This is a genomic window from Pseudoalteromonas luteoviolacea S2607, assembly GCF_001625575.1.
Lineage (GTDB): Bacteria > Pseudomonadota > Gammaproteobacteria > Enterobacterales > Alteromonadaceae > Pseudoalteromonas > Pseudoalteromonas luteoviolacea_E.
Genome location: NZ_AUXV01000056.1, coordinates 540,788 through 566,603, shown reverse-complemented (window position 1 = coordinate 566,603; position 25,816 = coordinate 540,788). Strand labels below are relative to the sequence as shown.

The window sequence follows — 25,816 nt, the reverse complement described above, 5'->3', positions numbered from 1 at the left end:
CGCCAACTACAATGATCGTCTTATCACTCAATAAGCCATGAGTGATAAGACGCTATAAATCCGGTAATCAGCAATTTAGTGCCAGTGTTTACACTTACTTGTTTTACCAATACCTGGATTAAATGAGTTGGTAGGGTCTAATTCTTTATAAAACGATTTAAGCGCATCTTTTGCAAAATATTCATGCCCAACATTATGTTCTGCTGGGTATTCAGCACCGCGTTCATCAAACGTCTTGAGAATTTTATTCTTCACAGCCTTAGCATCAACACCTGGCTTCATAATATAGTTTTGATGCATCACATGGCAAAACAGGTGACCGTAATAAAGTTTGACTGCGATTTGGTCATCAATTTCAGGTGGGAGTTGTTCAAACCAATCTTGTTCATTACGAGGGAATGCGACATCAATGGTCATGATGGCACCCATCTCTTTGCTATTCATGGTTTGCATGCGGCCGATTGCACCACCAGCTACAAAGCGGTGTAAAATCGCTTTTTCACCTTCGTCTTCGGTACATTCGAAATAGCTGCCATCATGGTTTTTGAAGAACTCGTCAAAATAGGCTTTAGCTTCAGCCACACCTGCATTGCTCATTTCTACAATCCAGTGGTGCTCATAGCGATCTCGGTATTCTTCCATGCGCTTTGGTAGGTGGTTTGGCCACAAGCAGCTTAAATACTGCATGATGCGATCTGAAAACTTATTTGGTAAAAACTTGAAGTTTTCAGCGATACGATCGACCGTTCGCTTCATCGCAAACATTTTTGGGATGTATTTTGAACCTAGTTTATCGATTACAAGAAAAGTATCTTTACCGTATTTTTTAGAAGCGTCATAACAATCTCTATGCAGGTATTCGCCTGACACTGGCAAGTTTTCGAACTTCGATAATATATCGCGCCTGATTTGTGCTAAGACCGCTGGGTCATTGGTACCGACATAAAATACTTGATGCTTTTCTGGCACAGGGTAGGTATCCAATCGTACCGCAAATACTGCTAATTTACCTGCGCAACCTGACGATTCATATAGCCTACGACCATCATTATTAAAGCGAGAAGGTGTGTCAGCATCGACGTCGCGCACACGTTCATGGTATTCATCATCAGAAGCTCTAAGCTCCGGAAAGTGCACGTCAGCATCGGTATAGTTTTTGTTTTGTAGATTGGTCAGGATCTCTTTCGGCGAGTCACCTAGGTTGATACCGAGATTATTGACCAAAGACAATTTGCCTTTCTCATCAATTTGAGCAAATAATGACATTTCGGTGTATGCGGGCCCACGTTGAACCAGTGCACCACCTGAATTGTTGCAAATCCCCCCAACGATTGAAGCGCCAATACACGATGACCCTATCACTGAGTGTGGTTCACGGCCATGTGGCGCTAATGTATCTTCAAGGCCGAATAAGGTACTGCCTGCCAGACCAACAATTTGCTTAGCATTATCGATAAGTTGAATATCATCAATACGCATAGTGCTGATGATTACGATGGGGCGGTCATAGTCTTTCCCATCCGGTGTTGAGCCACCAGTTAAACCGGTATTAGCTGCCTGCATGATGACGATAACATCAGCTGCAACACATGCTTCAAGTGATTGCCATATTTCAAACAAGGTAGCAGGTCTAATGACCGCAAGTGCCTCGCCGGAGCCAAATCTAAACCCTTTGGTATAAGGTTGCTTTTTGGTGTCGTCGGTAAGTACAAAGCTATTTCCAACGATAGATTTTAACTCTTGAATTAGCGTATTGTGTGAGGCGTTACTGGTCATGCTACTCTCTAAATGAATGTTAGTATTGACATTGCTGATGGGATATTGGGTCCTAGTATACCGTAAGCAACAGTTGGAGTGAATCGAATGATTTACATGATAAATAGTATTTTATTCGGTACAAGCTGGATTAGATGAATAGATTTAAAGGCAAACTTATCTATTTGCTCTAAGCTTGGATCAATCACAAGGAGCGAGTAAAACGTATGAAAGGTAAGCCCACGACTTCAATTTGTTTTTATATCATTGCATTGAGTTTTGTACCCTTGGTTGCATGTGAAGGCAATCAGGGTCAGCAGAGTACTTCTGAGCAATCACAGGCCAAGACAGAAGCGGCTCAGGTGAACAATTTAATGTTTACTGCTGCAAAGTATGTTGTTGGTGCCTGTGTAGAGTCTGGTTATCCAACTTTAAAAGATTCTCAGAGCTACTCGCAGCAAGAGCGAGATGCATGCACAAGAAACCAAAGCCATCGATATAATCCAGACACTTTGGTATCTGACACTAAGCTCAATTGGCGTATCAAGGTCAAAGGGCGGGAAATTCAGTGTACTTGTGCAGGTTATGTTAAAGATTTAAGCCCCGCGAAATAGTGGTGGGCTGGGCTAGCTCAGATGCTTTGTCATTCGGCTAGCCTCAACAATTATACCGTGATAATTTGCATGAAACGCCCGTTCGAAGCTAAAGCCATATTTCACATATAAATTTATTGCCGGTGAATTTGAGTTTGCGACATTCAGGCTGATAGGACGCTTTCCTAAGCTCAATAATTTTTCAAGAAGGGTTTGCCCCACACCGCAGCCTCGGTAATTAGGGTGTACAAATAAGGCACGTATTTCATGCTTGAAAATTGCCCCAAAACCCATGATTTCACCATTTTCGCAGATGTAAACATCAGACTCTTCAAGTTCGGTTAGTCGATGGATATCGTGTTCTAGCGGAACAAGTTTAATATTTTGTGATTCATTTTGAAGCTCATCGAGCTTTGATTTAGCGTAAATATCGAAAATTGCTGGCCAATCTTGGTTAGTTAGTGTTCTTATTTTCATCGTCTTATTGGTTTCTGTAATGGGTACTTGATACCTTAGATGGTCAAAACTGAATAAGCGCTTATTGTCTGCGTGGAAGCTAAAACAGCTCATCCAGTTTAAATGTCTTTTGAGCAGAGGCTTGTGTCTGGCTAATCTTGACCATTTTTATGGCGACCTGTTCCCCTAAAATGGGTCTGAACTTACGTAGGCCTGGAGTTTTGCACACAACCGGCAGAATATAGGCTCCAAAGGTTTCGGCAAGGCGAAAATGATCGCGTTTCCCCAGTAGTAGTGAGGGTTGAATAATACTGGTTTTATCAAAGCTCAGTTTGCTGATTTCATCCTCAAGTTCCCCTTTCATTTTCAAATATGGGTTACGACTTTGTGCATTTGCGCCGCTTGAAGACACCAGAAAATAGTGGGAAACCTGATTGTCAGCCGCCATTTGCGCAACTTGAAGCTGGTAGTCAAAATCCACTTTACGTTGCATGGAGATTGAGCCAGCCTGTTTTTTGGTTGTACCTAAGCATGAAAAAAGAAGGTCACCTTTGAATACATCAGCATAATCAATAAGTCGGTCAAAGCTAACCTGCGCACAAACAACTTTATCATTACCAAAATCAAGGGGTCTACGCGTAACTGCAATTACTTTCCCGATGTCGTCGCAGTGTATTAGTTGCTCAATTAAATGCTTGCCGATGAGTCCTGTAGCACCCAATACAATCGCCGTTTTCATACTGTATGACCTTATTTACGAAGTTATTCCGATGAGCATTTACCGAGAATTTTAATGTTTAAGGAGTAAGTAAATACATCGTTGTGATGATACCGTTGTGACGAAGGTTAATAAAGATGGGTTACAGTCTGTAATGGATTCAGCAGTGGTGATATTTTCAATTTATATTGTGCCGTGCCAGTATTGTTAAAGCTGGTGTGTAAGCAATAGTGCAAATACCTTAGCGGCTTTGTACTTGTTCATCGAAGTCGTGGCTAGCAAAGAGGAGCCCATACACGAATTTGTATGGTTTGGCTAAGCTTACGCTGCTCAATGAAGATGCTCAGCTTGCAAACAAAGAAAAAGCGTCTCTGCCGAGTGGCAGAAACGCTGGTATTTTAGTTTAGCGTTTAATCTATGAACAGCTGGTTTTCTAAGGTTCTACCATTCACTATTTGCTTATAGGTCCATTGATTCTTATGGATTAAAGTCAATAGCGACAAATCTAATGGTTCGGCGTGTTTGGTATATTCTATTACCAGCTCGTCGGACTGAGTTTGTCTAACATTTGTTACCCCTTGCAACTGGGCAATTTGAGCTTGCATTTGGTCGTTGAGGTTAAGCATTTGTAGTGTGATATAGCTCCCTTGTTGGGTTTGGTGCAGATCACTTTGATGGCTACTTAACTGCCCTTGCTCTAAATATAGGACCGTGTCACATAGGCGTTCTAATTCACTGAGGTCATGTGAACTCAAGATAAAGGTAATGTGACCTTTTAAGGACGCGATGAGGTTTCTAATCGCTTTGGCATTTTTGGGATCTAAACCGGCAGTGGCCTCGTCGAGGAGCACAATCTCTGGATTGCCCAATAAGGCTTGTGCAATGCATACTCGCTTGCGCATGCCATGTGATAACTCTGATGTTTTGGATTGTGCCACATGTGACAAGTCAACTAGTTCAAGAACTCTTTGGGTATCAGCTAAAGCTGACTTTTTGTCCATGCCTTGTAATTGTGCGTAAAAGCTTAATTGCTTAGCTACAGAAAACTTGGGGTCAAGTTGCGCATCTTGTGGTAGTGCACTTAATTTACTGAATAAGGCTGCACTGCGTGGTGAGTGACCAAGAATATCGACCTGGCCCATGTCTGGCTTAAGATAACCACAAATAATGCTAAATAGGGTCGTTTTCCCAGCGCCATTTGGGCCCACTAAAGCAACTGTACTTCCTTGTTCTATTTTGAAGTTAACACCGGATAATGCTTGTTTTGCACCGAAGGACTTTGACAGTGCACTTACTTCTATAACTGTGCTCATAGGTCACGCTCCCGCAAAATGAACTGTGCAGCACCCAGTAGTGCAGCTGCTTGGAAAATTGGTAAGAGTAGGGCGAAGTTAGAACTGCTTTGCCAGCCTGTGATATCGCCGATATGATGTCCAGGGATCAAGTAATTTAGCCAAGCAAACATTGGGTATACGTCGCCAATGTAAGTAATAATTGAAGCGACAATGGTAAAAAATAAAATCGCAAATACAATGCTCATCCGTGCAGAGTTAGTCACCAAGTTTAGTAAGCTCATCAATGCGATAAATGGCAAACATGTCACCAATAATTTAGCCCATATTGCGACCGATTTGATAATCCCCGACCCAACTAAGCTAGATTCACGCATACTCATCATGACTAATGTTGCAATACTTACCAGCCCAATCAAAGCGGCTAATATCATTACTTGGCCAAGAAAACGTCCAAATAATAGTTCAAACCGTGCGCTCCTAAGTGTTAGGAAACGGACAGTACCTCGGTTTCTATCTTCAACTGTTTGATCTGCTGTAACAAATAGGGCAAACATCGGAAAGGTAAATAAAGCAATCACCCAAAATATAGCAAGCTCGGCTTCAGGCCAAGAGACCAAACTGTTGAGTCCAATTGTGCCGGCCAGCTGGCTGACAAAGCCTTCAAACTCGGGGCTATTAAGAAATGGTACAGCATTATAAATTGGATAACGCAGCACCATAAACCATACCAGTGAAAACGCGGTTACGGCGAGCCAACCTCTTTTGGTGGCAAATAGACGTGTCAGTTCAAATTGACTAAAGAGCCAAGTACGATGAAAATTCATATGTTCTCCTCTTGATATCAATACTTTAGCTATATTCTCTAGGAGCAGGAAGAAAAAAATTGTTGCAAGATGTAGCGGAGGATAAAAGATAGTGCAACGTAAGCTGCACTATCTAAAGTTGATGTGATTACCAACCACACTGACGATTTTTATTCTGCTCGTCTAGGTATGCTTGTAAAGGTGCGAAGTAGTCAAGGATTGCTGTTGCATCCATCTGCTTGCTGCCTGTTACTGTTTCGAGTGCTTCCTGCCATGGACGACTGCTGCCCATCTCCAGCATGGTATTCAAGCGCTCACCAGCTTCTTTAGAGTTATAAACTGAACAGCGGTGAATAGCTTCTTTGCTGCCAGCAATTTCACATAAAGACTTGTGGAACTCAAACTGAAGAATATGAGCTAAGAAGTAACGCGTATAAGGAACATTTCCTGGAACATGGTATTTTGCACCTGGGTCGAAGTCGGTTTCTGTACGTGCAACCGGCGCCTTAACTCCTTGGTATTTCTCGCGTAGCTCCCACCAAGCTTGGTTGTATTGCTCAGGGCTAATTTCACCGGAGTAAACTTTCCAACGCCACTGATCTACAAGTAAACCAAACGGAATGAACGCAACTTTATCCATTGCCATTTTCATGAGTAGGCCAATGTCTTTAGATTCATCAGGCACCTGATCTAGCAGACCGATTTCTTTTAGATACCCTGGTGTCACCGATAGGGCGATAGTGTCACCAATTGCCTCATGGAAACCATCATTCGCGCTCTCTTGATAATAAAGAGGTAGTTTGTTGTATGCGCGCTGATAGAAGTTATGCCCTAGCTCGTGGTGAATAACCGAAAACTCTTCACCCGTTTGCTGAATACACATTTTGATACGCAAATCATCTTTAGAGTCTAAGTTCCACGCAGAAGCATGACACTGCACATCACGATCTTTTGGTTTTAAAAACAGTGAACGTGTCCAGAAAGTTTCTGGTAAAGGTTCAAAGCCCATTGAAGTGAAGAACTTTTCGGCACCTTTAGTCATCTTAATCGCATCGTAATTATGCTGTTTAAGCAACTCAGTCAAGTCATAACCTGGATCTGCATTTTCTGGAGCAACTAAATCATAGATATTACCCCATGATTGCGCCCACATGTTGCCAAGTAAGTGTGCAGGAATAGGCTGATCTTGTGGCACTTTGTCTTCGCCGTATTTTTCACCAAGCTTTGCTCGGACATGACAGTGAAGGGAGTTATATAAAGGTTTTACTTGACCCCAAATACGGTCAAGTTCTTTAGCAAAGTCATCCGCAGGCATATCATATTTACTACGCCACATAGCACCGGTGTCTGCATAGCCAAGCTCGTTGGCCCCTTCATTTGCAAGAGATACTAAGTCTTTATAAAGAGGGCGCATTGGTTTAGAAACATCACGCCAGCCTTGCCATATATCTAATAGCTCTTCGTAATCACGACTTGTGGCCATTTTGGCAGTCATATCACCTAAGCTTAAGCACTTGCCTTCTTTACAGTATTTACCTTTGCCATACAGGCCATCTAAATCTGCTGAAAGTTTCGCTAGCTCTGCGGTTTTAGCTGGATCTTTCGGCGCTGGCAGCGTCAGATTTAACTTTAATTTGTCTAGTTTACGGCGGTTATCATAGCTCAGTTCTAGGTCATCAAATTTTGCGGCTTCATTTGCAAGTGCAACAAGTGTCGCGGTGTATTCTTCGCCAACTTCAGCAGAAAGTGCTGCGGTATCTTCTGTAATAAAATTAGCGTATATCCAAGCTGCACGGCTACTTCTGACTGTGAGGTCTAAAAGCTGCTCTTCAGCTTGTACTAGGAATGCTTCAGCGTCTTTTTCTGTTAGTTTTTCACTTGTTGTCGAGTTACAGCCACTCAGAGAGAGCGCCCCAGCGACAAATACTGCGCTTAGGCTGAGTTTAAATTTTGCTGACATAATTATTCACTTTTTGTTATAGAGAAACGCGATGATAACAGTCTATTTGCGTCCTCTCAATCGCCAAAAGAGCACTGAAAGTTAATTTAGGCACAAGCGAAATCAAAGTTTATTCATATACTGGTGACAATGTGGCTTTGAATTATTGCCAGCAATGCTGTGCCATGGTTGAGTTAGTATGTTTTTCATCCATACTTATCTTAATTAAAGGAAGGAGACAAACTCTCATGTGGTTAGTTTTATTAATAATTATAGCTGTTTGGGTTATTTTCGGTGTCAAGGAAATACGGGTTAAGTGGATTTCTGAACCATTGTTTAATTACTTTAAACGCGCTTTACCCGAGCTATCAGATACAGAAAAGGAAGCCATGAAGGCAGGTGACACATGGTGGGATGCAAGCCTTTTCAGCGGTAAACCAGACTGGAAGATGTGGCTGCATTCTGGCAAACCAAGGATATCTGATGAGGAGCAGGCTTTTGTAAATAATGAGCTGAAATCGCTCATGGCAATGCTTGATGAGTCGCAAATTACTGCGCAGGGGGATTTACCTGAGTCTGTTTGGAAGTATCTAAAAGAACAAGGGTTCTTCTCTATGATCATTCCAAAGAGCTTTGGTGGTAGGGAGTTTAGTGCGCAAGCAAATTCAGTGATCGTTTCAACGATTGCGACTCGCAGTTTATCCGCGGCTGTAACGGTTATGGTACCAAACAGTTTAGGGCCGGCTGAGCTTCTACTTCATTTTGGGACACAAGAGCAACAACAACACTGGCTACCAAAGCTTGCAACAGGGGAGGTGATCCCTTGTTTTGCTTTAACCTCACTGCACGCCGGTTCAGATGCTGGTGGTATCAACGACTATGCGACCATATGTAAACAAGAGTTTGAAGGAAAAGAAACACTTGGGTTAAGCGTAACTTGGTCAAAGCGATATATTACATTAGCCCCCGTAGCAGATGTACTTGGGTTGGCGTTTAAAGTGTATGACCCAGAGCATTTGTTGGGTGAACAAGTGGAGCTTGGTATAACCTGCGCCTTGATCCCAACGGCTCATTCTGGCGTCATTAAAGGTGAAAGGCATGACCCTATGGGCTTGGCGTTTATGAATGGTACAACAGAAGGGAAAGATATATTTATTCCGTTAGATTGGGTCATTGGTGGCCAAGATGGTGTTGGAATTGGATGGCGCATGTTGGTTTCTTGTTTGAGTGCTGGGCGCGGTATTTCTCTTCCTGCTTTGAGTGCTGGTACGGCACAATTATGCAGTCGAGCGACTTCAGCGTATAGCCAGCTTCGCTATCAATTTAAGCAGCCCATAGGCCAATTTGAAGGCGTACAAAGTGCATTAGCTCGGATTTGCGGACTGACATATAGTATTGAGGCTGGAAGAGAAAATACGGCATTAGCGGTCGACTTGAACAAGAAGCCATCTGTTATCACTGCCATTGCTAAGTACCATTTAACTGAGCAAGCACGCGTAGTCATAAATGATGCAATGGATGTTCATGGTGGCAAAGCAATTCAAAAAGGACCTTTAAATTATTTAGCTAATCATTACGCAGGTATGCCAATCAGTATTACGGTGGAAGGTGCCAATATATTGACCAGAAACTTAATGATCTTTGGTCAGGGAGCGAGCCGCTGCCACCCATTTATTTTAAAAGAAATGGAAGCTGTGCAACTTGAAGATAAAGATCAGGGCCTAAAAGAGTTTGATAAGTTACTACTGTCCCATCTCATTCACTCTGGCACAAATAGTTTAAAAGCACTGTTCAATGGTCTAACTGTGGCACGGTTTGTCAGTTCGCCAGTTAGTGGAGAAGTGGCTCGTTATTACCAGCTCCTTACTTGGTATAGCCAAGTGTTGGCAGTATTGAGTGATATTGCAATGCTTCGTTTAGGTGGAGCACTTAAATATCGAGAAATGCAATCAGCACGATTGGGAGATATGCTGAGCCATTTGTATTTGGCGTCCTGTGTATTGAAAAAGTATGAAGATGATGGACACCAGTGCGGTGACTTACCACTTGTTCGTGTGGCCATGGCGTATCATTTGACAAACTATAGCCAAGCTGCAAAAGCATTTATTGAAAACTTTTTGCCGCGGGGGCTTAGAGGTGTGGTGAAGCGTGTTATTTTTCCGCTTGGAACAAGAGCTTTTGGGCCTTCAGATGATGAGGTGAAGTCCCTGTGCTCGAGTGTTTTTGAAAACAGCAATACGCGTAATCGTATTAGTGCATTCTGCGACAGTAATGGGATGGTCGGACTGGAAAAGCTAGAAGAAGCACTGTCCATTGCTAAGCAAGCAAAACCTGCATATCACGACTTTTTGCGCTGGCAAAGGAAACACTCAGCAACCATATACGATAAGACTATCACTCAGCAATTACATCAAGCATGTGAATCAGGTCAGATTTCTGAAGGGGACAAAGACACACTTGAAAAATGGTTAAAGCTCAGAGACGAAGCGCTAAGTGTAGACACACAAAGCGCTCAGTAGTTTTTAGCGTGCGTAAGGGTCTGGGTTGATTTTATCGACGTACCAGTCACCCTTGCGCTTTACCATTTGTACACTGCGCATATCGTCAACTTGGTCGCCATGTAACTGACCGGTGAAAATCAGGTTCACTTTGGCTTTTTTTCCGTATTGTTCACGCAAACTTTTATTGGTCATGTCTAACTCTATTGTGACCTGATCAAATTGCATATTAACGAGGTTTCTAGTGAATTGTGATGGCGTACCGTAAGAGCGCATTATTCTAGCGAGTCTGGGTGTAGACAGCTTAAGTGCGGCCTTCATATCCTTGCGGTTGTACAACGCATCAAAATACATCGTGGCAGCATAGCCTGGGGTGTCTTTATCACCTCGACCGGCTTCTTCGTTACCACAACCAGCTAAAAAAAGAGTTGTCAGAGCGAAAATAAAACAGAGATATTTCATGTTAAAACATAGTTTCGAATCACTATCTCTAGTGTGTCTTTATTCAGTTCATTTGTAAAGTTAACTAATTAAAATAACCTAACTTCTTGTTTTGTTTTAGTATAAATAGCTTATTTTTTATAAGTCAGAAATGAGTGATAGTTGAGTGGAAAACCAATTGTAGACCTTGCTACAGAGCTGGGCGAATTCCCAGCTCTGTAGTGGAAAGAGTTGCCGCTTTTAGTCCTCAAATGGGCATTTGAGTGTGTTTGAGCCTTGGCTTCGGTAGCATAGCTTGCCATCGTCCATGACGATGTTTTCTACGAAGTCTCCACTACTTTGGAATGCCAAAGTGCTGCCTGCATAGCAGCTTAAATGACCGTTACTAACTAAGCAGGTATGCGTGTTGTTGCCTAAAATTTGATGCACGACACCCGATTGGGCGATTAGCTGCTGCACAGGTTCAGCATCATTTCCCCAGCATTGCCAGCTGGCATCAGCAAATTGTGCGCAAGCCGTATCATAGTTGACTGCGTTTAGCTTACTGACGGCAGCCAAAGCGGGTACTTCTGATACAGGCGAGTCGTTAAATCCTGCACAGTGAACGTCGCCTTCATTACCTAATAAGCAGGCATAATAACCGCGTGTAACCACTTGTTTAAGCTGTTCTGGCTGTGTTTCAAATTGGAGTTGGCTGTTGGTACTGGTACACCTTGTTAGTACTCTATCCTCAACAATACAGCGATAATGCTCACCTTCAACTTCTAAGTTATTTGCGAGTAAAACTTTTAGGCTGTTTGTTACATGTTTATCCGCTTCATCTATTGTGAATAGTGACAATCTGGCATCAAGGTCTTGTGGCAGTATTTGTTGATATTGGGCTGTTAAGGCAACATCATTTGATGTCTTTGATACCCCAATATCACTGCTCCAAGAAGGCACATAGTCTGTGTTGCCATCTAAATGGATGAACTGACCATACAAGAAAAATGTCGAGCCACTCACATAGGTTTCATTGACGCCTGCATAGGTTCTTAACAATGAGTTGTACGATTCGGCATAGATTTTAACTTCTTTCTCGGCAAAACCCGCTTTGATTATTAGGTTAAATGCCCTGAGAGAACTCATCGTGTATTGGCTATCTAATACGGTTACAGCAGTAATGCCGTCGGTTTGGTTAACCTCTAGTTTATCGTAAGTATGCAAGTTGGTGATGGGGACAATACGCACTTGGTCTATTGGTACTGCGCTTTCTAAGGTGTAGTTTCGTGTAACCTCACGATTAGGGTACAGTTCAAACCTATGATCCTTATCAGGAATATTTATTGAGTCTCGCGTTGCAGCTGTATTGTGGTAAGTTAGCGACTGTGTTGCGGTAGTACTATCGCCTGACTTGTATTTCACGGTATAGCTTATGGTGTGAAAATTGTTAAAGCTCTCGACTTCCGGTAATTGTATTGTCAGCTTACTGTTTTCCTTAGTGAGATACTGTTCGTCAAACTGATTGTTGATAGACCAAGTGACACTGTCGATATTTGAAAAGTCAGTCAAATTACTAGTGACTTCGACTGTCTGTCCTGAAGCTGCCACCTCGTGAGAGCTAGTCAGCGTGATAGGGGTTTGGGTTGCTTGCTTAGTGACTAAAACTTTGGTGGCGGCAGTTTCAGTTACACCACCTTTCATTGAAACCTCTAGTGACAAATCAAACGTCGTATCTTGCAGTACAACTGGAGCGGTAAAGTTATAGGTTTTATTCTCATCGGTCGCGTTGGTTGGCTGCGGGTTTGGTTGCCACTGCCATGCATACGACTCGATTTCGTCGCTATGAGAGATAGTTGGGATGATACTTGTGGTTTTACCGCTTGCTACAATGACTTGCTCTGGTAATGACAAACTTAAAGAAGGACCATCAGCTGGCGTTATCTTTACTGTTGCAGGGCGAGTATGAACACTTTTGTCGGTCACAACATTGATCACCACAGTAAACTCAGTTTCCTCAGATACATCAGGAAGTGTAAGGGTGAGCGTAGAGTCTCCTGTGCGGCCGGCGTTTGATGTTGTTACCTCGTATGTCGGGTTTAGACCATCAAATTCCCAACTCACATTTTGAATGCTTGTGTCGGTTGCATAGGATGCCGTTAATGAAACTGTGTCGCCACCACTGAATGTATAACTGTCCTTCAATTCAATGTTAGCGCCTACAACTTCGGGGTAGAGTGAAATCATGTGCGTTTTAGTCACCGCTGAATTCACCCCATCTGAGACCTCACATGTGATTGTAATGCTCTGTTTCTCGGTAACAAGTGGGAGCTTGACCACGGTTCTAGTCATTGATTCTTGATCAAACTGAGCGCCGTCCAATGAACTTGTCCATTTTACGCTAAGTTGATCATTATCTGGGTCGATAAAACTGGTAGAGATAAAAATCGATTCGTTTGATAAAGCGAGAGAATCTCCGCTGAGTGTAACTGTAGGGGCACGGTTTTGTGTCGATGGGCGTTGATCGTCGCTTCCGGATGAATTACCGCCACCACCACAGGCAGTTAATAATCCAACGAGTGAGGCCAAAAGTATTTTGCGCATTTTTATTCCTTATCAATGGCAGTTTTCACATTATTTTTTTAGTCAATAGGAAGAGCTATCCTATTTCCAAGCAATTTAGTCTGCTTTATTTTAACGGTAACTTAATAAATAGGTTAATGTTTGTTTTGTAAATGTAAGGAGTTGTAGAATAAAAAAGCCCAGCATATATGCTGGGCTTGGTCAGGAAGGGAGTTTACTTAATTCAAATTGGATTGTGCTTGGGTAATTTCCTCGCTTTTTCTACCAAACAGCTTTTTACCTATCCGTTTTGCATCCTCAAGCGCAACGTATTGGCAAGGGATAAGTATCAAGGTAATTACTGTTGCAAACAAAACACCGAAGGCCAACGAAACTGCCATTGGAATAACGATTTGTGCCTGCAAACTGGTTTCCATAATGATGGGGACTAATCCGATAAACGTTGTGAGTGAAGTAAGTAGGATTGCGCGGAATCTGCGGCATCCAGCTTCAACAACCGCGTCTTTAATACTTAGTCCTCTTTCTCGTGCTTTGTTGACAAAATCAACCATTACCAGAGAGTCGTTAACCACAACACCTGCGACAGCAATGATGCCAAAGAAAGACAAGCCACTCATTGTCATGCCAAGCACCATATGGCCTAGAACAGCACCGACAACACCAAATGGGATCACAGACATAATTAATAAGGGTTGTGAGTATGAGCGCAGTGGGATAGCTAACAGTGCGAAGATTATCATCAGCGATAAAGCAAAATCGCGCAGTTGCTCAGCAACGCTGTCCATTTCTTCTTGCACTCGTCCGGTAATGCTACTCGTAACGTCAGGGTAACTTTCTAACAAGCTAGGCAAGTACTCTTCGCTTATTTGTTCTGCAATTTTGAAAGGTTCAGCTTTGTCAGTATCTACAGATGCCCAGACATTGATAGTGCGCTTTGCATTTTCTCGGCGAATGCGGTTAACACCTTCAACGAGGTTGATGTCGGCCACTTCAACCAATGGGATTTCAGCCCCAGCAGGTGAAATGATACGCACATCTTGGATGTCACTGATGGCATTTCGATGCTCTCGAGGGTAGCGAACCATAACTTTTATTTCTTCACCGTTACGTAAAATACGTTGGGCTTCAAGTCCGTAATAACTAAAGTTCACTTGCGAAGCGACATCGGATAAGGTCAAGCCCATGCTGTAAGCTAACGGTTTTAGCTCTAGTCTGATTTCATCCGTAGCAGACTGCATGGAGTCATTTACATCTCCGACGCCTTCCACAGTTCTTAGCTTCGCTTTTAGCTTGGCAGCAACTTCTCTCAGCGTCTCTTTGTTTTTACCCTCAAGGCGGAAGCTAATGTCGCCATCATCGCGACCACCGCCAAAGACATTGTCTTCAATATTCAAGCTTTTAACGCCGGGCAAAGGCGGCATGCTTTCTCGCCACATTTCACTTAGCTCAAAAGTGTCAATTGGACGTAAATGAGGTTCAACCAAAATCGCGCGGATTGAAGCATTGGTGCGGCCATTCATGTTTACCGACAGGTTTTTAACCATCACCTGCCCATACTCTTCTTCAATTTTCTTTTCCACATCCCAGACCAGCTTTTCAATTTTATTGGCTGTTTCAAGCGTTGCAGACTCTGAAGCAGATAAGTTCATTTCAACTTGTATGCTCGGGAAGTCGTGTGGAATTTTAGGGTTCGCGACAAACTTAATGAATCCGCCAGCAAATAGACCTGCGCTAACAATCAAAATACAGATAAAGCCGACGATCACCGTGTAACGGTAGTGGATACACTTATCAATAAATGGTCTGTAGATATTGTCGATAAAGTGTTTTAAACCATTATCCATACCCGCTCTCAAACGGTGAAGTGGGTTTTTGGGATTGCTGGGCTTGTCTTTCATGGCGGCCAAGTGAGCAGGAAGGATCAGTTTTGATTCAATCAATGAGAAGATCAAACACAGAATAATGACTCCGCCAATTGCCTTGGAAAATGCGGCTTCAGGGCCGGTAGACAAAGTTTGTGGTAAGAATGCTGCGATTGTTGTAAGTACACCAAAGGTTGCAGGTACGGCAACGCGTTTTACTCCGCGAACCACGTTATCTAGACTATGGCCATGCTTTTCAATTTCTGCGTGTGCAGATTCTCCGACGACGATAGCATCGTCCACAACAATGCCGAGTACCAATATAAAGGCGAACAGAGAAGCTAAATTGATTGTAATGTCCATAAAGCCCATAGGCATGAGCAAGAAAGCACCTAAGAACGAAACAGGTAAACCCATCATTACCCAAAACGCGAGTCTAATTCTTAAGAATAACGCCAACATCAACATTACCAGAATCCCACCGATAATCATGTTCTCAATCATCATGTTTAGGCGGCCTTCGAGGTAGTAAGTGAAATCTAAAAAAGGCTCAAGTTTTACGTTTTGTGGAAGCTGAGATTCTTTCTCTTTTAAATAGCCTTTTATAACACCTGCAACTTTTGTGATGTCTTGATCTTTGGAGGCCATGACTTCATACAACAGTGAATTTCTGCCATTGTATAGCGAGTACATTAAGCCTTCTTCAAAACCATCTGAAATTTTGGCGACATCACCCAAGCGAATTTGCGCGCCGTCTTCTAGCGTAATTAAAGGCAGTTGCTCAAATTCATGACCTTGGTATGCTTGGTTTTCAACACGCATTGAAATGTAGCCATTGTCTGAGCGAATTTGCCCAGCCGACATATTGGCTGAAAAGCTCTGTACGGCGGAGGAGATATCACGGAATGTTAAGCCATATTCACGCAACTTGTCTGGGCTCACTTCAATACCTATTTCATAGTCCAGACCGCTATTAAAATTCACTAAGTTCACGCCTGGGAGTGCAAGCATTTCATCGTGAAGGGTATTACCAAGTTTCTTCAGCTCCTTGAAGTCCATGTCGCCATTTAACGTTAGCAACATTACATCTTGTTCGTTTTTCTCGTTACGAACAATTGGACGCTCCATGCCTGAGGGGAAATTAGAGATGGCGTCTACCTGCATCTTAACTTCGTCGAGGACGTCTTTTGGCTCATACTGTTGGTCAACTTCAATCCAAGTTTGTGAAAATCCACGATTAGAGTAGGTAATGAGCCTTTTTATACCTTCTAGCCCTTCCATCGCTTCTTCCACTTTTATGGTGATCCCTTCTTCTACTTCTTGTGGTGCAGCACCTGGGTAGACTGCTTGAATACTCAACCAGTAATTTTTATTCTGTGGGAAAATTTGCTTTTGAATGGTGAATGCGGTCAGCAACCCACCAACTAGTACAAATATCATTAAAAGGTTAGCGGCAACTGGGTTACGCGCAAACCAAGCAATGATGCCTTTTTCTTGAGTCTCCATGCGCCATTACTCCTCTTTTAATGCAAGCTGAGTCGCGGCTTGAGTGGGTATATTATCATCAATGCGCAGTTGCATGCCCTCGGTTGGATATTCAAGCGCTGATGTGATGAGGTTTTGTCCGGATTCAAGCCCTTGATCTATAACGACTAGGCCGTCATATTCTCGAACAATATTGAGCTTTTTAAATGACAGCGTTTGGTCGCTGTTTAGAATCGCCACCTGTCCATTTCTCACCAAATGGTGAGGAATTTCTACAGCGTTATTGACTCGCTTTCCTTTTATATTTGCATTTAAATATGCGCCAAAGCGCAGTGGCTTTTGCGTGTCGTCATATGGTCGTTCAACCTGTGCTACAAGGTAGGTCATACGACTGCGGCTGTCGATGACTCCCTCACTGCGTACGATTGTACCTTGCCAGTTGACTTCTTGGCCTGCAACCTTCGCAGTGAGTGTGACATTTGCATTGATTCCATTATTTTGAAGATGCTGGAGCTCATTATCAGCTACTGGTAAACGTACTTCGGCTACAGAAATAGAATTTAAAACTCCGACTAAGCTACCTTGATTTACGACACTACCAAGGCTCAGTGAGCGAGTTTCGATAATTGCATCATACGGCGCTTTGATATAGGTGCGTTCAAGATTGCGTTTTGCACGTTTAACGCTGGCTTGGGCGGCCTTAAATCGTGCTAGCTTTTCGGCTAATTGAGGCTTTCGCAAGTACAGCTCAGAGGGAATCGTGGAGTTAGCGTTATTTTTAATACGCTCCCATTCAGTTTTGGCTACATGCGCTTGAGCTTGCTCGATTTCGAGTGCAGAACTCGCTTGTGCGAGGTTAGCCTCAGCATCAATAAGTGCGGCTTCATAATCATTGGGATCTATGCGCGCCAAGATCGCCCCCTTTTTAACAAATCCCCCTTTAACAAAAGCTTCAGAGAGGTCAATAATTTGTCCGCTGACTTGAGCAACCATTTGCGTGCTGTACTTTGGCTTGACGATACCATAAGAGCTTACCGACATTTGCAGAGACGATGTATTGATCGGCGATACCTCGACAAGCGGATGAATGATTTTTTCTGGTTTTTCTTGAGGAGGGGTTTGCATTGATGAAAACGCAATGGCGCTTGCGATACCTCCAAGTAAAACCACACAGGGTAATATGATTTGTTTTTTACTAGCCACGATGTTAATTCCTTCCTGAATTGACAAATTTGATACTGATACGTATCGGTTACACAGAATAATACGCCAATAGATATTTCTAGGTGTTTTGATCTCATATCAATATGTAACAAAGCATTGCGACTATTGTCACAATTTTACAATTAGCAGGTACAATTGCTTAAAATTTAATAAAAGAATCATTTTTTGCATACAGAAAGTGTGCTAACACGTATAATCTTTGCTTTTTGGGTTGGGGAGTAAAATGGAGTGTAGGTTAGGCTGCGGTGCTTGTTGTATCGCCCCAAGTATCAGCTCTTTGAAAAAAGCAGCCAATGTGCGCTGTGAGTATTTAAACGAGCAGAACCTCTGCTCAATTTTTGGTAAGCCAGAACGTCCCAAGGTGTGCAGTGATTTCAAAGCAGACAAAGAAACCTGTGGTTCGACTAATGAACAAGCAATGGCAAATTTGATCTATCTTGAAGCAGTTACATAGTCACTTTTTCTTCTTTACATACTTCAAAAGACAGCTTCATTTTATACACCTACTACTTACTTTAATTTGTAGAACACAGCTGCTTGACTAGACTAAAGTGAGCACCAGTGAACAGTTAAATAATCTAAGCTGTTGATTTAAATAAACTCAGCCTTTTATATTGACTTTATTGACCTATCTCAGAGTAAGGAAAGTGTAGATGAGAGAATATACCATTATGATGATAGACGACGATGAGGTAGACAGATATCTACTGAAACGTGCGTTGAAAAATGCCGGCTACACAGGTCATATCTTTGAAGCTGACAACGGACAAGTCGCGATCGATTTTTTGTCTAACTATGAGCACAATGCGAAACTATTTCCTGACAAGTTTCCCCCTGTGATTATTTTCCTCGATATCAACATGCCGCTTATGGATGGTTTTGAGTTTTTAGAAGCTTTTGTTAAGTTGAGAGCGACCACTCCAGTATTTGAAAACTCGATTCTTACGTTGTATACCTCTTCAAAATGTGACGAAGATAAGCACAGAGTAAAAGGCTATGACTTTGTAAAAGGCTATTTAGTGAAAGAAGACTTAACCACGCAGAATTTAAAAGAGACTATGGCAACTTGTAATGCTGGTTGAGTGCATGGCTAAAATCTATGTCGATGGGCTTGTGGGCCCATCTCTTTCGCTCTACTCACAAAATATAATCTGCGCGAAAATTGTGCAAAGCTACTTTCAAAGGTTACCTATGTTTATATTGGGTCTTGCAGTAACCCCTTACAACGTCTTTAGAGCGCATGTGTAAATGTTTGGTTTTTCGTCCAGATACACGTGTTCGCCAACTATTAAAACTGCGAGGCTTAAGGTTTCTTCGCATGAGCTGAATAACAGCTTGTTCATCTAACCCAAACAAGGTGTGTATTGCCTCAAATGGGGTCCTATCTTCCCAGGCCATTTCAATTATTCGTGATGTTTCGTCTTCTCTAAATTGCATCTTAATCCAAGGCATTGTCAAAGCGTGGTTATACGAAAGCACTGCCGGTTTGGATTCATATGATACAAAGTGGCAAGGCGGGGAGTATTGGTATTAAAGGGTGGGCGCATGCTTATTATTCGTGTGCGATGTGCCCGAATTAACTTATGACTTTTGAACCAAAGGGAGTTGAGAGAATGACACGCCTTGCCAGCCAAATTGTATGAAGTTTCTGATATTTGCGTGATCAGTGCCTTTAGGGTTGAGTAAAACATCTTCCCTGTAATAGCGGCCAAAGCAGTGCAGCGTTGCATGTTCTGACAAGTTATTCAGTTTTGCAAATGCTAATATTTTGCATGAACCCAAGTTGGTGCCTGCTTCATTGTGCTGTTCGCCATTTTTAAATGCACATGCATTAAATTCGTAGTGGCTGTCTATCAAGGATATGGTTTGCTCAAATTCTATGGTGTTGCCCTGCGTTGTTACACGTTTTATAAAGCTTTCAATATTTTCAGGTGATTGGGGTAAATTTGTCATTGATACTTCTTATTGAATTAAAACCCCATTATCGCTAAAAGTTTCAGGCTTGCAAACCGCGACTTTGGTACAAAAGAGCGAGTTTTAAGTGCATAAGCCAATGTTCCCAAAGGATTTGTGTTATAATTTTAGAGTATGAAAAATTGGAGGTACATTATTCGAGTGAGTAAAGCGAAACTAAGCCAAGACGAAAGCCTATCTTTTAAAATCAATTATCAGCTCCTGCCCAAAGAGACCAACCAACTTGACCTGTATTTTTCGATACCCACCGATATGGGTATCAATGCCAACACGTTAAATGAAGTGGACTACTTTAATGCAAACATTAAGAGTCACAGTGCTTACTATTCTGAACAGTTACACTTGCCATTAGTCAGAAGCCGTTTTATTAGCCAAAGCAAAGGACAAAAGAGTGACTATCGAGTGAACTTAAATTTGTTTTGCTATCAAATTCGTATTGCTTTAGACGCAGATGTGAAAGACACGCTTAAACTGAAGCAAGCTGAAGAGTTTTATCCTGCAGCGATTGAGCTGGTTGAACAGTCGGCACGTTTGTTAGTAAAGCTGCGGCGCTACACACCACCAGATAACAAGCTAAAGTCATACTTTCAAAATGCGGACAACTATTTGAGTTGGCATACAGAGCAAGCATTTTTGAAACTACTTGCAAGAGGCCCAAAATCTAGTGAGTTCAGTCGCGAGAGAAGTGCAGTAGTCGATTTTTGTAAACAAGAGAGTGAGTATCGTGAAAAGCTTAGTTATAACTCACAAGTTACTTTAGATGACCCCAATCGCATTACCAATAAGATGCGTTTACTCGAAAGGCTGATTGAGTATGGGGTCGTTTTTAATAAAGAAACGACCAACTTAGGCGCAAACTTAAAACGTCTGGCGCGTGGTGCGGTAACGGCAGTGATAATGGCATTCGTGATGTACCTTGTCCTCAATGCGCGTTCTAATTTTGAAGAGATCACAGTTGCCCTCATCGCGTTATTGGGGGTTATTTACGGTTTAAGGGAAACCTTTAAAGATGACTTAACTCAGTGGGCCTGGCGACAGGTACAAAAAGGTAGGCCAAAGTGGCGCAACAAGTTCAAGAACTCTGTGAATGATGCAACGGTTTGCACCCAAACTATATGGTTGGAGCATATCAAGAAAAAAGAGATCCCAGACGATGTTGATAAGTTGCTCAAAAAACGGGGCAGGCAGAATCGACAAGAAGCGAATTTCTTGCATTTTTGTGCAAAGAACCAAGTGCACGTAGATGAGTTCTTACCTGGGTATGAGGAAGTGCAGCAGCGTATCACATTTAACATGAGTTCATTTGCACGCTACTTGAAAAAAGGCGCTGGAAAGCTTTACAGCTTAGAGGGGCACAAAGTGTCAAAAAACTCTGTAGAGCGGCGTTATCAAATCAATCTAGTCATGCGTTTTAAGACCAAAGGTGAGGTCCAGCTTGAACGTTACAAACTCACTATGAACCGCTCAGAAATCGTCGCCATTGAGCAGATGAAAGACTAAAGGAAATACATTAAGCATGTCTGAACACTGCGTTCCAAACTTATGAATTCCTTAATTAGCAGTCACTTAGTAGAGTATTCAGTAGGTTAATTAAGGAGTTAAATCATGTCTAATGTACGTTACGTCATCGAGAAAGACACTAAACAGGCACATCAGTATTTTTCAGATAAACTCGCGTTTGAGACAGACTGTTCTGATGTTTATGCGGATATCAAATCTGGCAATCACGACTTTGTACTCATTGATGTACGAGCCAGAGAAGCATTTTTAAAGAGTCATGCTATTACTGCGATTAACATACCACACGGTGAAATAACTCAAGATCGTATGCAAGAGTTTAACAAGGATACGTTATTCATCGTTTATTGCTGGGGACCTGGATGCAATGGCGCAAGTAAAGCTGCACAAAAGCTCTCTGCTCTGGGGTATTTAGTCAAAGAAATGCTTGGAGGGATCCATTATTGGGAGGATTTTGAGCGCTACCCAGTTCACAGGCGTGTTGACGACGCACAAAAATAGTCACTTTTATGGCAGCGAATGTGCTGCCTTTTTAAGCCAGTTGAGTGAAAATCAGTTTATTACCAAATGGATCCACAATTGGCATTTCTAAGCCCCATGGCTGGGTATTAACGTCAGGGCGAGCATGTTTGAACTGTTTGCTCTCTAATAACTGTTGAAAGGGAACGAGATCTGCTACAGCAATTCTAAGTGATGCACCGGGAGTGGCGTCTGCGTAATGCTCCGAAAGATGAAGTACACACTTTCCCTGAGATATTTGCATATATAGTGGCAGCCCCGTCTCATGTTTATGCTCCCAGTCTAACTGAAACCCCAAAAAGTCTATGTAAAATTGCTTGGCTTGGTATTCATCAAAGGAACGTAGTATGGGTATGGGTGGTTGTAGGTGCATATATTGAACTCGTCAGTTTAGTAAGGTGCAGTGATCCTGTTGATATTAAGCCGTGTTAATATTGGTGTGGTAAGAAACACAGCCATCGAACAATTAGACGATGGCTGCAGGCGGGGATTTAGTTTTGCGTTGAATTGTCAGTGCTATGTAGTAATTCAACAATCGCTTTGAAATTTCTTTTAGACGTTTCCGAGCGTAATGCCGACTTTAAAGTGTGTTTAATGCCTTCCTGATTTTTTTGTGTTGCCAGCGCTTTGATGGCTGCATAACGGCTTTTTGCATTTTCGTTATTTACTGCAATCGCGAGTACAGCATCACTTGCCGCAGGCTTTAGCTGGTATTTCCCAAGGGCGCTGAGCAGTGCAACTTGATTATGATGCGCAGGTACTGATAGCTGCTTTTCTAAACTGATGTAAGCTTGTTCTGTTTGTAGCATACCAAGGGCTCGAAAAGAGGATCTCTGTAGACTTTTGTTGCGATTGTTGGTGTAACTATCAATTTGTTCAAAGTGTTGCTCATTGCGGCTATTGCCCAACCCTGTGATGAGTGCTGATTGAATACGTTCATCTGTTTCTAATGAAAGCTGCTCTGAGAGCGCACTATGTAATTGTTGCGATTGAGCGTCGGGCTCACGTCCATATAGCATCGCGCCAATGGTCATGTAAAAACTACTGGTTACTTCAGAGTCCAAACTGGTGAAGCCCGTTTCAACTTGTTCTTTGAGTAGCACGGTGAGTTCAGGACTGAAAGCATTTCTGCCCTGAGACAGTGCTCTCAATGCTCTAAATTGCATAAGCGGATCTTTATCGGCTTTTATCAGCAGCGTGCCCAGCAACAATTGGCTATTATTACTATCTATCTGACCCAAGGCGTTGAATAAACGCATTTGCGCATTATCTGGCAGCTGCTGTTTTAAAAATACCTCATCTAGTGAACCAAGCACGGCGTCAAATTGAGTTAGCTGCTTTGCCAAATCATGGGCTGCAATTTGTGTTAAATCATTTTCGAGTACCAATCGCACTAATGCCTTTTTGAGCAGGGCAACATCTTCGAGGCTAAGTGTTTGGTTATCTGTTGGCCAGCTGATCAATTCTGCAGGCAAAGAAAACAGCACAGACGGGTAGGCTTGTTTAGCGGGGTCAAGGCGATATTGCTGTTTGGTTTTCAGGTTTAAGCTTTGCGACTTGCCTGTAAACAGTAAAGTTTCTTGGCCTGATCGAGTTGTGAAAAAGCATGGACTTGGCGTAATTTCATGCCCGGATGAAGCGATACTTATTGTTTGCAGCGCAGCTTGATTGGCATTGTGTAGCTGGTACTTTTGCTTATTGAGTTGGATTTTGTCGTCTTTAAAGAAATAAGATACGGAATACTGGCCTAGGGTATCTTGCTCCATTTCAAGCTGCTTGTCAGGGTGGCGCTGAAATTGAAAATAATATGCCAACCCTTTTAGTTGGTCTTGGTTCTGTTTATTGAGCGGGGATGGAAACCAAAAGTCGCTGATCAATCCCATCGGCGTTAATTTAAAAGCAAATGGTACGGTATAGCTGTCCAGCTCTGAACTAAATTGTCCGCTCCCTGCACGCACATTGTCAGCTTTCATTGCCCACCAGCCGGCTTCATCGTTGTGTTCGGCGGTTTTAACTGTGAGTTGCCCAGACAGCTTTATGTGTGTTTGTTGGCCTTGTTTATTAATTTGGTCGTAATTGAATGTGGTGTGAGTGTCTATGGCAAAGTCAAATTGAGCAGAGCAATTGGCCTGCACATATTGAGAATTAGCCAGTGCACAAAGTGCACCGGCTAAAATCACGTTATTAAGCGTTATCATAGATTGATATCGCCTTCTTTGGAGTAGATTGTCCACGATTTATTGAACACACTGTTGGTTTGGTATAACCACAGATCATAACGAGTTGTTTTCTTGCCGCAAGGGTAAGGGATCCCCCATTTTTTACACCACTTCACACCATAGGTTTCAGCGTACAGACCAAACTTGCCTGAAATAACATCTAGGTCGTTTTTCAGTTCAATGCCGTAGTAAATATGTGGGTTGGTGTTGTCATTGGTCAGTAATGCAAACCCAGCGTTTGACTCCATTGCAAAGGTGTTATCGATCAAGTTTAAAATCGCTTGCACACCGGCAGATGCTACCAAAAGGTTCACGCCACCACGGCCAAATGCACCAAAGTCTACATGAAAAAGGTCGCCTTCAGCATACAGCTCAGCGTTGTATCCTACTGTTAGTTCAAAGCCAAGGTTACCAGTAACGCCTGCTTCGACTTTAATCGGGATTGGGCCCACTGTGAATGTGGCTTGGGCAAGTACTTTTTCTTCTTCCCATTTCTTTTCCCATGACTTTTCATACTTTGCGGTAAACTTCTCGTCTTCAAAAACAACGTTGTTGAAGATAATCATTTCTGATTCATAGCCAGTGTTTAGACCACTGATATAAGCGCTACCGTTATATGAAATGCTAAACAGCGTATTTTTGGCGTTAAAGAAATAGGCTTCTACTGTCCCTTCACCTGTAATACGACCGCCCGGATCGCCAGTAGGCACAATAAACAATTGACCCTGCAAGTCTACACCCACACTGAACTTAGACTTGTCACCATATGACTTGTTGAACTCACTCGAGAAGTTGATGTTTGCAAGGCCAACTGCGGCTGGCGCAATGGCGGTTTCTTCAAAGCGCTGCTGCTTTGCTGGACGCGCCTCTGGTTCATCAGTCTGTTCAAAGAAATAAAGCGGGATAGATGTCAGGATCTCGTTGTTATCGGTACGTGTTTCTGAATCTTGTGCTGCATCTATCAGCGTAAAACGTAACTCTAACTGGTTATCACCCTGAGCATCATAATTAGCATAAACTTGTTGTAATAACTCAGTCTCTAAAGCAATATCAAAACCAATATGTTCATCATGCAGTTCAGCGGTGAATGCATGTGCTAGTGTATCTGAATACTGTTTGTTTTGAGCATCCCAAAAATGAGTTTCTACCCAGTTTCCTGCAACCATCACTTCGGCTTTGATATGTGAAAGCCCTAAATTGGCACCTTCATAATCTGCTTCGAGGTAACCGATAAGATCTGAGTGATGCTCACTGGTTCCGTTATCGACATTTGGCACATCCAAGATAAGAGCTGATTGGCCGAAAGAGGCTGCTAGTAGCTTGTAATCATGATCCTCTTGCTCACGTACAACAATATCAGCATGCGGGAATTCACCATCAAGGTGAGGCTGGTGATCTACCGAAGGGTGATTGTCTTCTTCGATATCTTCTACGTGTAAATCGTTTGGATCAATTTGCGCAATAATGTGGTAGTTTCCACCTTCAAGCGTATTAGGCAGTCGCAGATCAATTTCGTGCTCGCTTGAGCCTTCGTTCAATGAGGTCAACTCAACGACAGCAATTTGTTGGATGTCTTCAATTGCTGTTTCCTGTTCACTTTGCACGTCAAGTTCGTCTGAGTGCATTAGATAGAAGTGAACTTCTACATCGACATCGTTAAAACCCGTTACATCAACAGTGTAGTAAGTTTTTACCGTATCGGTAGGTTCTAGCATGTCCAAAGGGCCTGTTGAAATTGCAGTAATTTCTAGGTTGCTTTTTACCTCGGGGGTGGGGGTGACTTCCGTTATTGTTGGCGTGTCGTTATCGCCAAATTGACATCCAGTCAAAGTGGCTAAACTCAACAAAGCAGTCGTGATTAAGCGCATGTCGATTCTCTATCTTATTTATCTATTCATCATTATAGGCTAGGAATATGGAGCGAGTGTGGAGCTATTGTTAGCGAACTAAGTACT

At 42.6% G+C, this 25,816-nt stretch carries 21 protein-coding genes; 6 read left to right on the top strand and 15 right to left on the bottom strand.

The annotated features are described in order from the left end of the window. Positions 1 to 75: 75 nt before the first annotated feature. A complete protein-coding gene (dld, locus tag N480_RS19485; RefSeq protein WP_063374092.1) occupies positions 76 to 1,776 on the bottom strand; it encodes a D-lactate dehydrogenase in 1,701 nt (566 codons plus the stop codon). A 206-nt stretch (positions 1,777 to 1,982) separates the two neighbouring features. Here dld and N480_RS19480 point away from each other — a divergent pair, with 206 nt between their 5' ends. Further along, complete coding sequence (locus N480_RS19480) at positions 1,983 to 2,369, top strand: hypothetical protein (RefSeq protein WP_063374091.1); 387 nt, start codon at positions 1,983 to 1,985, stop codon at positions 2,367 to 2,369. 12 nt (positions 2,370 to 2,381) lie between these two features. On the opposite strand, the gene N480_RS19475 is transcribed toward N480_RS19480, so the two are convergent. From N480_RS19475 to N480_RS19455, 5 genes are all read right to left on the bottom strand, one after another. Next, the gene (locus N480_RS19475) at positions 2,382 to 2,918 is read right to left on the bottom strand and encodes a GNAT family N-acetyltransferase (protein ID WP_155732902.1); all 537 of its coding nucleotides are present in this window, start codon (positions 2,916 to 2,918) and stop codon (positions 2,382 to 2,384) included. After that, positions 2,905 to 3,543: an NAD(P)H-binding protein gene (locus tag N480_RS19470; RefSeq protein WP_063374090.1), complete on the bottom strand. Its 639-nt coding sequence runs from the start codon at positions 3,541 to 3,543 to the stop codon at positions 2,905 to 2,907. Before N480_RS19470 ends, N480_RS19475 begins: the two co-directional genes overlap by 14 nt. Positions 3,544 to 3,932: 389 nt before the next feature. Then, positions 3,933 to 4,835 carry an ABC transporter ATP-binding protein gene (locus tag N480_RS19465; protein WP_063374089.1) on the bottom strand — a complete coding sequence of 301 codons (903 nt, stop codon included), beginning with the start codon at positions 4,833 to 4,835 and terminating at the stop codon, positions 3,933 to 3,935. After that, entirely contained in the window at positions 4,832 to 5,641 is an 810-nt protein-coding gene (locus N480_RS19460; RefSeq protein WP_063374088.1) for a hypothetical protein, read from the bottom strand. Before N480_RS19460 ends, N480_RS19465 begins: the two co-directional genes overlap by 4 nt. 127 nt (positions 5,642 to 5,768) lie before the next feature. Beyond that, positions 5,769 to 7,580 carry a M2 family metallopeptidase gene (locus N480_RS19455; protein ID WP_063374087.1) on the bottom strand — a complete coding sequence of 604 codons (1,812 nt, stop codon included), beginning with the start codon at positions 7,578 to 7,580 and terminating at the stop codon, positions 5,769 to 5,771. Positions 7,581 to 7,807: 227 nt separating this feature from the next. Between N480_RS19455 and N480_RS19450 the strand changes: the two genes are divergently transcribed. After that, a complete protein-coding gene (locus tag N480_RS19450) occupies positions 7,808 to 10,078 on the top strand; it encodes an acyl-CoA dehydrogenase (RefSeq protein WP_063374086.1) in 2,271 nt (756 codons plus the stop codon). A 3-nt stretch (positions 10,079 to 10,081) separates the two neighbouring features. Here N480_RS19450 and N480_RS19445 read toward each other — a convergent pair whose 3' ends face one another. The 4 genes from N480_RS19445 to N480_RS19430 form a co-directional block, all read right to left on the bottom strand. Next, positions 10,082 to 10,519 carry a hypothetical protein gene (locus tag N480_RS19445; RefSeq protein WP_063374085.1) on the bottom strand — a complete coding sequence of 146 codons (438 nt, stop codon included), beginning with the start codon at positions 10,517 to 10,519 and terminating at the stop codon, positions 10,082 to 10,084. A 219-nt stretch (positions 10,520 to 10,738) separates the two neighbouring features. After that, the gene (locus tag N480_RS19440) at positions 10,739 to 13,081 is read right to left on the bottom strand and encodes a hypothetical protein (RefSeq protein ID WP_063374084.1); all 2,343 of its coding nucleotides are present in this window, start codon (positions 13,079 to 13,081) and stop codon (positions 10,739 to 10,741) included. 197 nt (positions 13,082 to 13,278) lie between these two features. Beyond that, positions 13,279 to 16,428, bottom strand: coding sequence for an efflux RND transporter permease subunit (locus tag N480_RS19435; RefSeq protein WP_063374083.1), 3,150 nt, complete (start codon positions 16,426 to 16,428; stop codon positions 13,279 to 13,281). 6 nt (positions 16,429 to 16,434) lie between these two features. Beyond that, positions 16,435 to 17,610 (bottom strand): efflux RND transporter periplasmic adaptor subunit, encoded by a 1,176-nt coding sequence (locus tag N480_RS19430; RefSeq protein WP_063374082.1) that lies wholly within the window; start codon positions 17,608 to 17,610, stop codon positions 16,435 to 16,437. Positions 17,611 to 17,854: 244 nt separating this feature from the next. Between N480_RS19430 and N480_RS19425 the strand changes: the two genes are divergently transcribed. Continuing rightward, positions 17,855 to 18,085, top strand: a complete 231-nt coding sequence (locus tag N480_RS19425) for a hypothetical protein (protein ID WP_063374081.1) — start codon at positions 17,855 to 17,857, stop codon at positions 18,083 to 18,085. Between the two features lie 199 nt (positions 18,086 to 18,284). Beyond that, a complete protein-coding gene (locus N480_RS19420) occupies positions 18,285 to 18,713 on the top strand; it encodes a response regulator (RefSeq protein ID WP_063374080.1) in 429 nt (142 codons plus the stop codon). A 103-nt stretch (positions 18,714 to 18,816) separates the two neighbouring features. On the opposite strand, the gene N480_RS25125 is transcribed toward N480_RS19420, so the two are convergent. Together N480_RS25125 and N480_RS19415 are read right to left on the bottom strand one after the other, a co-directional pair. Further along, on the bottom strand, positions 18,817 to 19,068 hold the full coding sequence (locus N480_RS25125) for a TIGR03643 family protein (RefSeq protein WP_081225596.1): 252 nt from the start codon (positions 19,066 to 19,068) through the stop codon (positions 18,817 to 18,819). Positions 19,069 to 19,212: 144 nt separating this feature from the next. After that, on the bottom strand, positions 19,213 to 19,584 hold the full coding sequence (locus tag N480_RS19415; protein WP_063374079.1) for a HopJ type III effector protein: 372 nt from the start codon (positions 19,582 to 19,584) through the stop codon (positions 19,213 to 19,215). 162 nt (positions 19,585 to 19,746) lie between these two features. Here N480_RS19415 and N480_RS19410 point away from each other — a divergent pair, with 162 nt between their 5' ends. Together N480_RS19410 and N480_RS19405 are read left to right on the top strand one after the other, a co-directional pair. Continuing rightward, positions 19,747 to 21,105: a hypothetical protein gene (locus N480_RS19410; protein ID WP_063374250.1), complete on the top strand. Its 1,359-nt coding sequence runs from the start codon at positions 19,747 to 19,749 to the stop codon at positions 21,103 to 21,105. 105 nt (positions 21,106 to 21,210) lie between these two features. After that, the gene (locus N480_RS19405) at positions 21,211 to 21,624 is read left to right on the top strand and encodes a rhodanese-like domain-containing protein (RefSeq protein ID WP_063374078.1); all 414 of its coding nucleotides are present in this window, start codon (positions 21,211 to 21,213) and stop codon (positions 21,622 to 21,624) included. A 31-nt stretch (positions 21,625 to 21,655) separates the two neighbouring features. Here N480_RS19405 and N480_RS19400 read toward each other — a convergent pair whose 3' ends face one another. From N480_RS19400 to N480_RS19390, 3 genes are all read right to left on the bottom strand, one after another. Next, complete coding sequence (locus tag N480_RS19400) at positions 21,656 to 22,015, bottom strand: glyoxalase superfamily protein (protein ID WP_063374077.1); 360 nt, start codon at positions 22,013 to 22,015, stop codon at positions 21,656 to 21,658. A 118-nt stretch (positions 22,016 to 22,133) separates the two neighbouring features. Next, positions 22,134 to 23,840, bottom strand: coding sequence for a HEAT repeat domain-containing protein (locus N480_RS19395; RefSeq protein WP_063374076.1), 1,707 nt, complete (start codon positions 23,838 to 23,840; stop codon positions 22,134 to 22,136). Next, on the bottom strand, positions 23,837 to 25,729 hold the full coding sequence (locus N480_RS19390) for a hypothetical protein (protein WP_063374075.1): 1,893 nt from the start codon (positions 25,727 to 25,729) through the stop codon (positions 23,837 to 23,839). Before N480_RS19390 ends, N480_RS19395 begins: the two co-directional genes overlap by 4 nt. Between the last annotated feature and the right edge of the window lie 87 nt (positions 25,730 to 25,816).